This window comes from Paraburkholderia ribeironis (assembly GCF_900019265.1).
Taxonomy (GTDB): domain Bacteria; phylum Pseudomonadota; class Gammaproteobacteria; order Burkholderiales; family Burkholderiaceae; genus Paraburkholderia; species Paraburkholderia ribeironis.
The window spans coordinates 25,073-39,576 of sequence record NZ_CYGX02000051.1 but is presented as its reverse complement, the minus strand read 5'-3'; the positions used below and the strand labels follow the sequence as shown (position 1 = coordinate 39,576).

The window sequence follows — 14,504 nt, the reverse complement described above, 5'->3', positions numbered from 1 at the left end:
TATCTTCGATAGAGGGAAACGCATGGAAACCACCATTTTGCAGCACGGACACTCCGGAATCAATGAGTTGCACCGCGCAGCACAGTTGCAGAAGGACAAGGGCGCGGTAGCGATCCACGAGAGCCAGCAGAAGGCGTCGCAGGTCGCCACAGCGGCCGATGCCGACTTGATGCAGCTTGTTGCAGAAGGGCGGGCACCGGCAACGTCTGCGGTGTGGAGCACCTGCCGAAGGCTCCCGTCCGACTCGACCGGACATGCCGTAAAACTTTCGACACCGAAGATACCGGCCGATGCGCCGCAGTTCCTGGCGCGTGTCGCTGAAGGCATCAAACGTGAGCTCGGAAATCAGAGCTGCCTGAGCGAGATTCCGCGCATGGCTGGCGTCATTGGGACGATTATGCAGTTCACATCCCAGCCCACGGGGGGCGAAGTAAAGCACGAATCGCGACAACCGGAGCGCCGTGCAACGCTTACGCGCGTCGGCGCGGAGAGTTCGCCCAGCAGCGTTGGCTCGCTCTTTGGTGAGAGCGCCTTTGATCGGGCGTTCTTGGTCATGCTTGATCTGGCGAACGCGCTACAAGAGTCGAGGAGGGCCGAGACCACACTGGAGGGCAAGATGGCGGTGATGATGCGCGCCGCCGCTGAGACCAGCGCTCAGGCCACGAAAGCGCAAGGCAGGGAGATTCTGCTCGGCGCCGCTGCCGGCAGCGGACTGCAGACCGCGTTGGTGGGAATGGGCGCCCAACGGCAGTTTTCCGGTTTAAAAATCAAAGCCAATTCGATCGAGAATGAGCTCAAGCCGCAGGCCGAGCTGCGGCGGTTTGATCGCGAACAGTCGTTCGAACTGCGCGGCGCGGGGGGCGCGAAACTCAAGGATGAACACGCTAGTGTCCTTTCTCAGGAGAGCCCAGAGCGACAACACCGCATCGACATGCACGGCATCAATCACCAGAAGAACGAAATCATCGGGGATCGTCTGCGCGCGCAGGGCATGGTGTTGGATGCGCTGGGCGGAATATCAAAAACCATGACCGATGGGGTGACCGGTACGATGGTGCACAATCTCCGCGCTCAGCAGACGTTGGCCGAGCACGACGAGAGGGTCACGGCTTCGGTCTCCGATGCCCATCGCCAGCACGCTCAAAAAATGCAGGACATGACGCAGAAGATCCTCGAGATCGCGATGAATACGGCGAATGATAACGCTGCTGTCGCTAGCCAGGTAGCGTCTGGCATAAAGGTTTAAGGGAGCCGCACTTGCCGGCGAGATGCAACCGGGCTGGCAGCATCGTCGCGAAAAAGCGTTTTACCATCCATGCAAACGGCGCAGGAAGGCGGTAAAACGTTGTTTGCGACCACGTGCAAGGAACATGCACGCATTTGGGATGGCGCTGACGATCGCGAACTGAAGGATCAGCGGCGAAGCCCGCGCGGAAGTTCGCGATCGCCGACCGACGGTAAGAGCACGATCGGTTGGCGCAGCCGCGCTTCAAGAGGTGGTGCGCCGCAGCGTTCACCGGTAAGAGCCAAGTACTGAGACCACGGGACGAGAGCGACTTGGAAGGGACGAGCGACTAACCCGTCTTGATGGAGGGCCGCACTCGATCCCGATTTTTTGATCGATTGCATGTGAAGATGGCGATGCGCAATCGTTGTGACAACAACATCGACTGACTGCTAAAGGTATGAAATGATTGTGACGAATATCAGTACCACCAAGCCCCTGCTTAATGCGCAAAAGTTGGTAGTCACGCAAGCCCGTGAGCTTCCATCGGTGGGTGGTTACGACGACGCACCGGTTGATGGCACGAAAGAGGCCTTGAGAACAGGCGTGACACAGGATGAGACGAGCAGCTTATCGAACGAAACGCTTGCACCGGCGTTGCTCAGCTCGCATGATGCTGCGTCGCCGGAACCGCAAGGAATGAATAGCGCTCCGGTTTTTGAGGCGTTGTTGCAAGCCCTCGAAAACGGGGAGGACGCCCTTACGGACTTTGCTGCAGTTGTCCAATTTCTGACGAAACTTCTTGGTGAAATCACGGACGATATTTTTGGGGAATTAGGCGGTTGGACACATTCAGGAACTGATAAAGACAATAATACCTCTGTGCATATAGACATCGATAAGATATATGCTGCTTTTGATAGTATTTTTTCGAAATACGCCGGCTATTCCAAAGGCCCTCCGCCTCATTTCACCGCGGGATCAATCGATACTGGCGTAGCAGTCAAAATTCCCCCGAGTGTTGATGAGTGGAACAAACAGCTCTCCCCCTTGTTCACCGTCGATGGCAAGGGAAATGTGTCTATGGACACCAGCAGCTTAAATAAGCTTATCGATTCTGTCCGTGACTTCGGCAACAACGGCGGCGGCACGCCGCCCGGGGTAAATTCCGCGGCATACCAGGCATGGTCGACGGGCTTCACGGCGATGAAGGACCAGATGCAGACCTCGCTTCAGATGTTGGCTGAAAAGTACTCTCATCAGAATTCGAATTTTGACAGCATGTCAAAGATCCTCAGTTCGTCGATCTCCGCCATGTTGGATACGGCAAAATCGTATTTGAATATCTGAAACTGGGCAGCCGTTTGCCCTTCGCGATGTAGTCGTCCATTGCCGCGAAAACGCGACCGGTTTTTCAGGGAAAGCAAAAAGGAGAACCACAATGCTTAACGCGGTAGCACGCGGCGACAGAATCGCTAGCACGCCTGCGCGGATGGCAGAGGCTGTAGCCAGCGTGGGATCGGGGAAGGCCGGCTCCCAGGATGGAACGAAAGTCTGCGCAGTTCATCAGGAAACAACGAGAGCTTCCGATGACCGGAGTTTTGCAACCAAGAACCTCGACGACGCTCACCGACAACTGGAAGGGCTCGTGGCCGACAAAGGCATTGACTATCACCGGCTGTTGGCCACTAGCGTAGATGCCGATCGTTCCATAGTGAATGATCTCGCGCGCGTCGTGCATGCGCTCGATCAGTCAATTTCGGACTCGGCAACGTCGGTGCAGAAGCAGAATTTCGAAGGAGTGAAGCAAGCGTTCGCGAAGTTCATCGTCACTGCGGTCGAGCTTCGCAAGAGGGGTGGGCCGTTCTGCAATGAGAGAAACTTGAAATACAACGAATTTCGCCAGAAGCTTGTGTCGCTGACAAGGAGCATCGGGCCCGAGAAAGTCGTGAGGGACTTCCGCGAAAAGGTTGTCAATGCGGCCATGACCGATTGCGCCCTGGGCGAGCATAGCCTGGCCAATCCGCGAGCTCTGATGGATTGGCATGCGGCCTATGCGCAGCAGCGAATGTCGGTCCATGCCGCGCGTACGTCCCGAAACGCGACATATCCGGGGGTCGCTATTGAAACCCTGGTGCAAGCCCTTTGTCATGAAGCGAAGGCGGATCAACTGCTCAGAGATCCTCGTCGTGCCGAGCCGCCAGAATACGTGCTCAATCTGAGCGGTCTCAAGCGCATGATGGCGGAATTACCTAGCAAGCTCGATGGCGTGCGCGTGGCGCCGGCTGTGCCGGAGTATAGAGACGCATCGACCGGCACCGAAGGGCCAATTTGTTATCCCGAGGTTCACGAAGTGGACGATACCTGTGAGATCGTCGCCGACAACCAGGTTTCTCGCCCGACGCTAGCGGACAAAGAGGAGCCGCGTGCGTCGGTGCCCTTGGTGGCTTCGCGAGAGAATGCACGAGCCCAGTCACCAGTTTCGCCGGCAACTGGTCCGTGGATGAAAGGCGCTGACGGGAAGCGGGTTCGCGTTGGCCTGAACCCGACAGTCTCGACCACCGAGGACACCTTTGATCGTTTTAACTGGATATTGAGGCTACGCCCAACAGCCGACCATGCGAATCGAGCTCAACTCAAGCGCAGGAGTCTTCTTCCGGAGCCTGATGAGGTGGAAAGGCCTGCGCCCGTCCACGCCGAGGCATCGGCCAAAGCATTGTCGACAGTGGCTTACCCGGACAGACTCGCGACGACCGACGACTTGCGGCCACAGCAACCGCAAACACATGCCCGATTCGATCACAGCGAGTAGTAAGCCATGCAAGTCGATAAAACTCCTGACGACACAGCAGCAATTGAGCCTGCCAGGAAGCTGATCGCGCAGTTGCTTTGCATGCCGGAGGCGAGAGTGAGTGCGGATCAACGCCTGCTTGACGAGTTGGCAATGGATTCGCTTGAGATACTGGAACTGTCGATCAAGCTCGAAGAGCGCTGGGGCATCACCCTCGATGAGACGATCCTGCCTCGTTTGGAGACTGTGCGCGACGTGGCGGTACTTATCGGGCAGTACATGTGATGTGACGTGTCTCGCTTCGCGTGAGGCGCTATGCGCGTGAAGGGACCTCGCGGCTGTCGAATGTTCATCCGAAGGAACAATAATGCAGGATTTAATGCGGCAAGGAAAAACATTTTCGATTATCGGTGTAGCGGTGGCTCGCATCCTTTCGACAATGCTGGCGGGCTTCGTACTTGCTGCGGGTACGTCCCGGGCGGATGTGATCGACAACGCGGCACATCAATATCAGGTCAACGCAGATGTGCTGCGTGCCATTGCCTACTACGAATCGCACCTCAACCCGCACGCCTATCACCGCAACCTCAACGGCACGGTCGATATTGGCCTGATGCAGATAAATTCGATCCACCTTGCCGGATTGCGCGCGAGGATGATCGATGCAAACATGCTCATCGATCCTCAACTAAACGCCAATGTAGGTGCATCGCTGCTTCGCGAGAGTATCGACAAATTCGGTTCCAGTTGGCGGGCGGTCGGCGCCTATCATTCGCATAGGGAGGCATTGAGCGCGCAATACGCGCGGACCGTCTATGACATCTATCTTGCGCAGCCTTGGACCTATGCAGTGCAAGGTGCCAGATCCTCGGGAAAGGAAGCGGGTGTCATCGTTCGGAATATCGATGTGAACTGAAGCAGGAAACCTAGTGTTCTTAGTTAGAAATTCGTAGACAAAATCACTTGACGTCCAGCGGACCTTTTCTCCGTAACCGCGGCACGCGCGCAATCGCCGATCGGAGGGGCGTAAACGGTGCCGGCAATCTGCTATTTCCCGCAGCAGCATCGCCCGTCCCGTTAATCCCAGCGGCTCCCGCAAAAGCTCACCCGTCCCGTCGAATATCAATCGAAAATTCGCAGGTAACTGGCGGGGAAGGTCAACCTGACCGCAATCGAAAACCCTGTGCTGGCAATGGGGAGGTGGCCATCCGGTGACCGGAAGCATGTCTCATGGGTGACCCGTTCCCCATGGCGCCGGACACCCGCGGGATCGTTCTGTCAGGTGGTGTTCGCGCCGCTTCCAACTTCTGGTAGATTTGTCGCAGCGCGGCGTAATGCAGGACAGATCAAGGACCGCGAAGGAAACGGCCGAGGTGCACCATGGAAGTTCTCGATCGCGCGCCGACCGTCTCGCCGGACGGACGCGCTGTGGTTTTTACGCTGTCGATCCGCGGCCGCGAGGTCAAAGGCGTCATGGCACGTGACGCACTTGAAAAATGTTTCTGGCTACCGCGCGGCGCCGACGACACGCGCACACTGAAAGCGTTCGCAAACGGCCGCATCCGCATCATGGCGGTCGCGCAGCGAAAGTTGCTTGCTCGAGCCGACGAGCGGTTGTCGCTAACCGTCAACGACTTCGTGGCCCGGTGAGCCGTCGCTGGGTAGCGGGGATTGGGGGCGGGGCGACGTTGAATGCGCCCACAATAAAAGCACGATCGTTCTGTCAAGGCCATTCTGAAATGTCCGTCTTCCAGCCAAGTTGAAATGTCCGGGTTGACGGGGTTCAGGGTTTGTTTCTCCTGGGTTACAGCTCACGCAGTGTCGAAGAGCGGGTCCTGCGCGGGCAGGGCGCTTACGCCTGTGCCCCTGGCAGACCTACGGTCCGGTTTGCGGGGTTGCGGCGGCGCTGTTCTGTGTTGCGCGAGTTCCACGACCACATGCTCGACGTCGGCCTGCGTAACTCGCGCTGCTTCTTCGTGCCCGGCTGAGGCCTGTTTCGGTCGGTCCTGGTCGAGGCACCCCGGTTGGTTCGGGATGGAGCCTTGCCGATCCGGCTGTTATCGCGTTGCGCCTGAATCGCCGGCGAGACCTGGAGCACGTGGCCCAGACGTTTGTGCTCGACGACTGCCCCCTGATCGACTTCTGCCAGCCGGTCATACGAGCGGCACGGAATCGCCTCGCCATCCGTACGGATCTCGATCCGCCCGTCCGGGTACTCCCACACCTCGATAGAGGGGCAATCGTACTCTTCGTGCGAATTCTGGCGGTTTGCGCCGAGAAGGGATGATTAATCAACGACTTGCAAATCATTCGATCACGCGAAATGTGCGAACCCGCAAGGCTTTAACACAGAGGGCTCGACTTCAGGTGACCGCCATTTTCTGCACGAAAAGTACGATTACCCCAGATAGATGTTATTTATCAAATTGATGGATCGATGCGCAGCTCAATGCGAAGTGCGTTACTATTGATAAAAGTTATCAATAGTAATTTCGGCGTTTGAAAGGTGAGCTTATGCGGGGGCAGAAATGGTGCAGTTGACGGTAAAGGGTGCGGTCGGCGAGATGGACCTGTTCACGCAACACGAAGCGGAAACCGGCCGCTTGTGCCGAACACTGCGTCTGGAGGCGAGTGACGATAGAAAAAGTGTCGTGCTCATCGGGGCAATCGTCCTTTTCGTGCAAAATCTGGCGGTTTGTTTCGAAATATCAATTCAAATCAAAGACTTGAGGATTTTCGATTTCTCGCAACCGTGTCCTTTTGATGCGAAATCTGGCGCTTTCAGCGGGTCGCGGCCGCGAGATCCAATCGCATCCGGTAGTCGGTCAGCAGTTGCTGTTGTGCGTCGAACTGCGCGGCGCGCTTTGTCAGATCGGCGGCAAGTAACTCGCGCGCTTCGCGCGCCTGTGCCAGTTCCACGGCCTGCATGCTGGTCGTCGTGTTCAGCGCATCGCGTTCGGCTTCGGCGCGCGCATGGTCGGCGAGTGCCTGGTTCAGTGCGGTCTGCAATTGCTCACCGCGCGCCAGCTGCTCACGCGAGTGCTTCGTGGCCGCGGTCACTTCGGCGACGAGCCGTGCGTTGTCCCTGTTCAGCTGGGTGATCTCGTTCTGCCTCACAATCAGCGCTTGGTTCGCCTGGCGCAATTCGGCCTGGAACTGCTGGACCTGCTGCTCGTGCCGGCGCGCGTCCTGTTCGCGCTGCTCCCTGCTGGCCGAGCGATAGTGCTCAAGCGCGTCGTGCGCGTGCTGGAGCTTTTCCTCGAGCGAGCGACGAAAACCGTCGTGTTCCGCCAGATGTCCGGTCAGGTCGCGTACCTGCTGTGTGAGACGTTCGACATCGAGTGCACGCTGCTGCAACGCGGCCTGCGTATCGGCGTGGGCGGCCCGTTCGCGCCTGGCGTCGAGGTCGGCCGAGGACAACTGCGCGCGCAGCGCTGCGAGATCATCAGTCAGCTTCGCGACTTCGGCCTGGGCCTGCTGGCGCTGCGTGAGTGCCGCTACCGTCTGCTGCGCGATCGCCGCATCGGCCTCGTCATGCAACTGTGCGGCGAGTCGAGCAACCAGATCCTGGATTGCGTCGGACAGCGATCCGGCACGCGTGAGCGATGTCCCTTCCTCGTCCTCCAGCTCCTTCAGGTAGCGATGAATCGTGGTTTTCGAGCCGGTGTTGCCGAGCGCGATACGTACTGAGTCGATGGACGGATGCTGCCCTTGCGCGATGAGCGCGTCGCGGGCGCGTTTGATGTCCATGCGACTGAGACCGGCGCGGGCCATCGCCTCTCCTCGAATATCGTACTGTATTACATACCATGTATATACATACCAATCGGACAAGTCAAGTCGACACAGGTGTCGCTATTTCTCACGCTTGATAAAGGTAGATTATCCAATGTGAGCGCCCGGAAACCGTCTCCAGCAACTGGAACCCGTACAAAAGGCGGATGGGCTGCCGGATTTCAGGCGAGTTCCAGCTGAAGCGCTTCCTCAGGTGCACGTACCCGGTATCCCATCGCCCGGTAGCCACGCTGGCGCTTCTCCCACATACGCAGCAACTTCAGATGGCCGCCATCGACGTAATCGAGCACCCGTACGCTGGTCTTGGTCGCGTGTTCGCGATGCAATCGCCCAGCGTACTGCTGCAGGGTGCCTTGCCACGAGATCGGCATGGCCAGCACCAGCGTGTCCAGCACCGGATGATCAAATCCCTCGCCAACAAGCTTGCCGGTCGCCAGCACGACCCGCGGCGCGTCATTGGCAAGCGCGTCGAGTGCGGCAACCTGACCGGCACGAGCTTTTTTCGCCAGACGACCATGCAGGACAAACAGTGACGGTACGGTCGCGCCCAACGCCTGCCGAAGACTTTCGAGATGGTCTATGCGTTCGGTCAGCACCAGTACATTCCGTCGCTGCTGATATTGCTTTATGATGTCCTCGGCGATCACACGCGTGCGTTGCGTATCCTTTGCCAGCTGCGCGAACACGTCCTGGATCGGCGCAGCGTCCGGTACGTCGACCGCGGTGGTGAGTCTTTGCGGGAACACCTCAAGGATCTGTGGCGCGCTTGCCGCAGGTCGCGCCACGTGCCGGATCGGGCCGCACAACATGAACATCACGGGTTGCTGGCTGTCGCGCCGTACCGGTGTCGCCGTCAGGCCCAGGACATACCGTGCGTTGACAGCCTTGAGGACCGCCTCGAACGAATCAGCGGACACGTGGTGGCACTCGTCGACAATCACATGGCCGTAACATCGCAGTACCTCGCCGCGTGAGCCGCCGGGCGCCACCGATTGCAGCATGGCGATATCGATCTGGCCCGTTGCCTTCATCCTGCCGCCGCCTATCGAGCCGATGCATCGACGATCAAGGGCAAGAAACGTCTGCAGACGCTCACGCCACTGGTCGAGCAGTTCCCTGCGATGCACAAGGATGAGCGTGTTAACACCGCGCCGGGCGATCATCGAGGCCGCAGTGACAGTCTTCCCGAATGCCGTCGGAGCATGGAGGATACCGGTGTCGTGTCGCAACAGGTCCGCCACTGCTGCCACCTGGTCGGCACGCAACGTACCGGCGAACGATGCCTCGACCCGCTCTCCTGCGCAACGCTCGTCGCGCGTTTCGCATGCAATGTCGTTGTCGCGCAGCAGCGTCATGATGTCGTCGAGGCAACCGCGCGGCAACGCGATGTGGTGCGGACAGTTCTCGGCACGACCGACAATGCGTGGCGTGTCCCAGACGCTGAAACCTCGCGCCTGGGCCCGGGTAAAACTCCGGATTCTGGAATGCCGCCAGGCGGATAAGGCGGTTAAGCAGTGCTTGCGGCAGTCGTGCTTTTTCGAAATAGAGCTGGTTTGCAAGCGTCAGGGTGAGCGACGCCGGCATTGGTCCGCTCAACCGTTTCGGCAATGCCGGTGGTGCCTTCCACGGTTCGGCCTGATCTTCTTCATCGATGAATGCAATGTCAAGCGGATGGGCGCCACCCGTCGCACGGAAAATCACGCCTTCAATGTCCGCGCCATCCATCATCCTGACAGACACCAGATATGCCCACTGGTCACCGTACGGTGCGAAATCGTCGTCGACGAATATGCTGCAGCCACGCTCGCGCGGCTGCTTTTGCAGCGGCAACGCGATCAGGTTGCCGAACCCACCCTTTGGGAGCACATCCTGATTCGGAAACAACCGGTCGTAGGACGACAGTTCCAGTTGTCGGGTTCGTGCACAGGTGTGACTGATGATTGCGGAGCCCAGGCGCCGGGCATCACGCGCAGCGACAGCTGACGTAAAGAATATGCACGCATGTGCTCCATTGCCCGACCTGGAAATCTCGAGCGACACCGGCACTTCCAGCTCCCGGCACGATTGCCGGAAGGCGCTGGCATCTTCACGCCAGCCATCCTCGTCGAAATCGACCGCGAGAAAATAGCAGGTGCCGTCCGTCATCAACGGATAGATGCCCACGGTGCGATCGCCAGTCAGGTGTGCATAGATAACGGCATCGTCCAGCGGCAACAGCACGCGATGGCTGCAGTCCGAACACCTGATCCGCGGCTTCTGGCAGATCCCGCTTCGCCACTCGTTTGCGCAGGCCGGCGCATAGCCCGATTTTCCGGCGATCCTGCTTTCCCATCGCAAGGCGTAGATGTCCGTGCGTCCACGGAAGAGCCGGCGAAAGAGCTGCACCTTCTGCTTCGACGAGAGGGCCGACGCGTCGGTGCTGCGTGCGGCTGGCGATGACACGTGCTGAACCATCTGCACGGGCCGGGCAATCTGCGAATCGCGACCATCGAGTACCGCAACCAGCCTCGCGTTTTCGGTCTGCAGGCGTGTCACTTCCGCGAGCAACTCCTCCCTCGTCAGCTCAGTCATGACCACGCCCTGTATGCTTCGTACCGCTCATCGTTTTACCCGTCTCCAGTACTCCGTGACAAGCCGTCATGCACGCGACGCTCCGGGGATTTCCGATATCATCGCTGCGTGTTACGTTGATTGTCTGATTGTACCCACGAGCCATGCCTGACATCGAACGCTACCTCGAAGCGGCAACGCGCGACAACACACGGCGCAGCTACCAGTCGGCGATCCGGCATTTCGAAGTCGAATGGGGCGGCTTCCTGCCAGCAAGCGCTGATGCAATCGCACAGTATCTCGCTGACCACGCGCCGTCACTGTCGGTCAATACGCTGCGAGCGCGACTCGCCGCACTGGCCCAGTGGCACCAGACTCAGGGCTTTCCAGACCCAACGAAAACGCCCCATGTGAGGAAAATGCTCAAGGGCATCGCAGCACTGCACCCCGCGACGGAAAAGCGCGCAAAACCGCTGCAGATCGCGCAACTCGAACAACTGGTCGCATGGCTGGATGAGCAGATCGGGCACGCGATCCGCTCGGGCGATATGCGAATCAGCGCGACGCACACGCGCAGCAAGGCACTTGTGCTGCTCGGCTTCTGGCGAGGCTTCCGTTCCGATGAACTGGGTCGCCTGCAGGTCGAGCACATCACGGTCGAAGCAGGACGCGGCATGACGATGTTCCTGCCGCGCACGAAGAGCGACCGCGCGCAGACCGGCACGACCTTCAAGGCACCGGCGCTCTCACGCCTTTGCCCCGTGACTGCCTATGAAGCGTGGATCGCGAGCTCCGGCCTGACCGCAGGCCCGGTATTCCGCAGCATCGACCGCTGGGGAAACATCAGCGACGATGGGCTGCATGCCGGCAGCTTCGTGCCACTGCTGCGCGAGTTGTTCCGTGCGGCGGGCATACCGGCACCGGACAGCTACAGCAGCCACTCGCTGCGGCGGGGCTTCGCAAGCTGGGCCAACTCAAACAGCTGGGATATCAAAATGTTGATGGAGTACGTCGGCTGGAAAGACGTTCGTTCCGCGATGCGCTACATCGACGCCGCCGACCCATTCGCACAGCACCGGATCGAATCCGCGCTCATGGCGACGCCAGCGTTGGCGCAGCCGCAACCGTCACCGTCGCTTGCCGGTCCGCGAGACACGACACCCTCTGTGGAGCAAACGTCGTTATCGCCGAAAGACGAAACGCACCTGAACCTGCATCTGGCCATCGAGCGCAACAGCAAGTTCATCCGGGGCATGTCGAAGGCGCGCCGGTGGATCGAACAGTTCTGCCAGTCCCAGTATCAGATACGCAGTGTCAACGGGCGTCATGCACGATACGAAATCGTCATGCCGTTCGCACACGGACCGGAACTGGAAGACGCCATCGAGGCGTTACTCAGTGAAATACACGCGGCGGTCAAGCTGTGCGACTGTATGGCTGAAGCGGTACTGCATGACCCGATCGCAGAGCGGTACTGGCGTTGATCACGCTGGTTTGCCCTCTGGCGGCACTGGCGGCAAATCTGCCGCGCGCACAAAATATTTCGTGAACAGCCGCTCGGCCTCCCGCAGCCCCTCGTTGGTCAGCCCCACCGACCTCGCGCGGCTGACCGGATCGTGGATGAATCCTTTCTCATGCAAACGATTCATCGTAGGCCAGTCGAAACCTTTCCAGGCACGATTGCGCTCACACAGGTTCAGGTGGAGCAGCGCCAGCACCACTTCGTCAATGGCCTCCGTATCGATGTTCATCGCAACTTTCCTTCCCCAGTACCTCAATATCCGCTTCACGATCCAGCCGCAAACTCCCTGCATCGCAGGATTGTCACCCGCGTTTCGCACCGATATCAAGCCGCCCCACGTTTTGCAGATCATCCTTGCGTTGCCGCACGCGCCGTTTATAGCTCGCCTGATTTTTTGTGCATACCAGGCTGTGTGGACTTCCAGTCCTGCGCGTCGTGCAATTCACATCGCAACTGCGTTGCTTGATGATACTTTCAACGTGACTGCGAACGTGCTGGGCAGCCTTTAACACCCACTCCCGGCGTCCGGGGTCGACAAGAAACTGTCCGAGCCCGGCGCAATGGGCACAACGACAGACAACCGGATTCGCCCGTGCGAAATCAGCCGGCGGCTCCAGCGGCTCGGCGATGCGGCGGCGCAGATGATCCAGACCGGCGGCACGCAGACGCTGGACCGACGCAATGTTCGCTGTCGATGCTCGTCCAGTCAGATCCAGCGCGGCTGGAACGATGATGGCGTCCATGCCGAAAGAGGCTGGATTACCCAGGACGTGCTCGACAACATGGCCGGCGAGTAACGGTACATCGATCCGGTCAAGTGCCGTCAGCAGGTCGACAATCAGGGGCGGCTCGATGGGTTCTGGCCGTCGCGGGTAATCAGGATCAGATCTGGCGCGCTGTCCCAGAAGCGTTTCGACCAGCGCCGTTGCCGCGGATTGCAAGTGCTCCGGATGGCCGGCCCCTCGACTGATCTGCGCCAGCAGGCCGGCACACGCTCCCGGAATTATCTGCGCGTTCGTCGCGATGATCTGCTCCGTGAGCCCGGCAGCACGCTCTGGCGACAACAGCCTGGCGGCACGCGTCAACGCTTCATTCTCACTGCCGTGATAGAGCCATTTAGCGGAAATAGCGGACAGGAATGCGTCGATGTGTACGGTGTCGTGCAACTGCGTCAGGCTGGTCAACATGCTGATGACCTTGTCCGCCGGTCCCTTCCCGGAGTAACCGTGTGACGCTGGCCAGCCGCGCAGCATATGATCGGCCAGCACGTGAGCCTCGCGCCATACAGGCGACGCCTGATCTTCACCACCGCTCGTCCAGCGTTCCGCCAGATCCTTCAGGTAAGACAAGGTCACCTCAAGACCCGCCTGGTTGAACACGGCAAGCCGTCGCGACCGGGGCCACAGCACAAAGGCCGCCCGCCGGTAAGTCCGCTCGAACGACGCCCCTTCATTGCCGGTGGCCTCATGAAAATGTTGCTCGTCGGGCTTCAGACCATCAAAGCTTCCGGGCGGGCACAATTCCTTTTCCTCGAAAGGCAGGGCAGCGATGGCCGGCCGGCTGCCATCGGGCCGTCGCCAGTCCGATACGCTCTGTATTCGATCGATGACTTCGACGACCTCGAAGTCATCGTCGTATTGCTCATCATCGTCATCATGGCGGGCACGATGCCAGCCACTGCGCCGGCGCGGGGCGTAGTTGCCATATTCAGCACTCCCGGTTTCCTCGATCGACACCAGTGCAAGGTGAAGGTCGCATGCGGCTTCGTCAGCAGCACGAACGAGCACGGCGGCGGCGGCCGCATCGGCGTTCTTCAATGTATCGAACGACAGTTCTGCCGGGGTATACGCATATTCCAGCGGGTAGATGAGTTTTTCGGGCGAGCTGTCATCCGGCGAATCCTTGTCCACCGCCCAGCGTCGTAACAGGGCCGTGATGGCCGCCTGCTCCCTGTCGTACTCGGGAGGAGCGGCAGGCTGCCGGCGACCGCCGCGTGTGAGGTTGAAGACGAGCGTCAGCCTGAAGCCCGACGTGACCGGGCGAACCTCATGCACGCAGTCAGCGTAGAAGGCGGCGAAGGACACCTGCGCCGAGTCGGAGCAGCTCAGGTCAAGACAGACTTCACGCCCCCGGTGACGAACGACCAGTTCGCCCCCATCGCACGCCGAAGGCAGAACAACCACCAGGGTCGCGAACATCCCCGGGATCTTCTCGGTATCACGATGTTCAACGAAAAAGCTGCCCGTGTCGTAGACGAGGAGTTTGTACAGTTCGGCAGACACCGTCCCTGTTACATCCAGGCCAATCGCCACCTGAGCGATAATTCCATCGAGGGTCTCCGCCCAGCTACGCCCCGAAAGATGAACATCGTCAGCCGCAATCTGCCATGTCCGGCGAACATTGGTATCGACGCGTGTTTCCTCCCCGCGCCCATACGGCGCGCGTGCAGCAACTGCGACGAGCTGTCCGGCCTGTACGGGAAGCAGCGGCAACGCGATACGGCCAACACCTTCTACCTCCAGGTTGGGCATGACGATTTCGGATTTGCCGGATGCGTAGAAATCTCCGTGGCAACGAATGGTGGGGATGATCTGCGCAAGCTCTCGGGTGATCGCCTTCAA

At 59.5% G+C, this 14,504-nt stretch carries 12 protein-coding genes and 1 pseudogene; 7 read left to right on the top strand and 6 right to left on the bottom strand.

Annotation, left to right across the window (positions count from 1 at the left end; translation table 11 throughout):
* Positions 1–22 precede the first annotated feature (22 nt).
* The 6 genes from BN2475_RS22845 to BN2475_RS22820 all read left to right on the top strand — a co-directional run bounded on the left by BN2475_RS22845 (position 23) and on the right by BN2475_RS22820 (position 5,666).
* Positions 23–1,246: an IpaC/SipC family type III secretion system effector gene (locus BN2475_RS22845; RefSeq protein WP_159444599.1), complete on the top strand. Its 1,224-nt coding sequence runs from the start codon at positions 23–25 to the stop codon at positions 1,244–1,246.
* 444 nt (positions 1,247–1,690) lie between these two features.
* Positions 1,691–2,575 carry an IpaD/SipD/SspD family type III secretion system needle tip protein gene (locus BN2475_RS22840; protein WP_094781760.1) on the top strand — a complete coding sequence of 295 codons (885 nt, stop codon included), beginning with the start codon at positions 1,691–1,693 and terminating at the stop codon, positions 2,573–2,575.
* A gap of 91 nt (positions 2,576–2,666) precedes the next feature.
* Positions 2,667–4,037: a hypothetical protein gene (locus BN2475_RS22835; protein WP_094781759.1), complete on the top strand. Its 1,371-nt coding sequence runs from the start codon at positions 2,667–2,669 to the stop codon at positions 4,035–4,037.
* A gap of 6 nt (positions 4,038–4,043) precedes the next feature.
* A complete protein-coding gene (locus tag BN2475_RS22830; RefSeq protein ID WP_094781758.1) occupies positions 4,044–4,301 on the top strand; it encodes an acyl carrier protein in 258 nt (85 codons plus the stop codon).
* A gap of 82 nt (positions 4,302–4,383) precedes the next feature.
* Positions 4,384–4,932, top strand: a complete 549-nt coding sequence (locus BN2475_RS22825; RefSeq protein WP_245841500.1) for a lytic transglycosylase domain-containing protein — start codon at positions 4,384–4,386, stop codon at positions 4,930–4,932.
* 464 nt (positions 4,933–5,396) lie between these two features.
* On the top strand, positions 5,397–5,666 hold the full coding sequence (locus BN2475_RS22820; protein ID WP_094781756.1) for a DUF1488 family protein: 270 nt from the start codon (positions 5,397–5,399) through the stop codon (positions 5,664–5,666).
* A 161-nt stretch (positions 5,667–5,827) separates the two neighbouring features.
* Here BN2475_RS22820 and BN2475_RS35705 read toward each other — a convergent pair.
* From BN2475_RS35705 to BN2475_RS36370, 4 genes and pseudogenes are all read right to left on the bottom strand, one after another.
* Positions 5,828–6,246: pseudogene (locus BN2475_RS35705) on the bottom strand (ISNCY family transposase); the annotation flags it as partial.
* A gap of 551 nt (positions 6,247–6,797) precedes the next feature.
* On the bottom strand, positions 6,798–7,790 hold the full coding sequence (locus BN2475_RS22810; RefSeq protein WP_094781755.1) for a DNA-binding protein: 993 nt from the start codon (positions 7,788–7,790) through the stop codon (positions 6,798–6,800).
* Between the two features lie 182 nt (positions 7,791–7,972).
* Positions 7,973–9,052, bottom strand: coding sequence for a DEAD/DEAH box helicase family protein (locus BN2475_RS36375; protein WP_342744649.1), 1,080 nt, complete (start codon positions 9,050–9,052; stop codon positions 7,973–7,975).
* The gene (locus tag BN2475_RS36370) at positions 8,952–10,382 is read right to left on the bottom strand and encodes a TOTE conflict system archaeo-eukaryotic primase domain-containing protein (RefSeq protein ID WP_342744648.1); all 1,431 of its coding nucleotides are present in this window, start codon (positions 10,380–10,382) and stop codon (positions 8,952–8,954) included. The genes BN2475_RS36375 and BN2475_RS36370 overlap by 101 nt, the downstream gene beginning before the upstream one ends.
* 143 nt (positions 10,383–10,525) lie before the next feature.
* Here BN2475_RS36370 and BN2475_RS22800 point away from each other — a divergent pair, with 143 nt between their 5' ends.
* The gene (locus BN2475_RS22800; protein ID WP_094781754.1) at positions 10,526–11,845 is read left to right on the top strand and encodes a site-specific integrase; all 1,320 of its coding nucleotides are present in this window, start codon (positions 10,526–10,528) and stop codon (positions 11,843–11,845) included.
* On the opposite strand, the gene BN2475_RS22795 is transcribed toward BN2475_RS22800, so the two are convergent.
* Positions 11,846–12,112 (bottom strand): DUF6429 family protein, encoded by a 267-nt coding sequence (locus BN2475_RS22795; RefSeq protein ID WP_094781753.1) that lies wholly within the window; start codon positions 12,110–12,112, stop codon positions 11,846–11,848.
* A 73-nt stretch (positions 12,113–12,185) separates the two neighbouring features.
* Positions 12,186–14,504 carry a 2OG-Fe(II) oxygenase gene (locus tag BN2475_RS22790; RefSeq protein WP_245841499.1) on the bottom strand — a complete coding sequence of 773 codons (2,319 nt, stop codon included), beginning with the start codon at positions 14,502–14,504 and terminating at the stop codon, positions 12,186–12,188.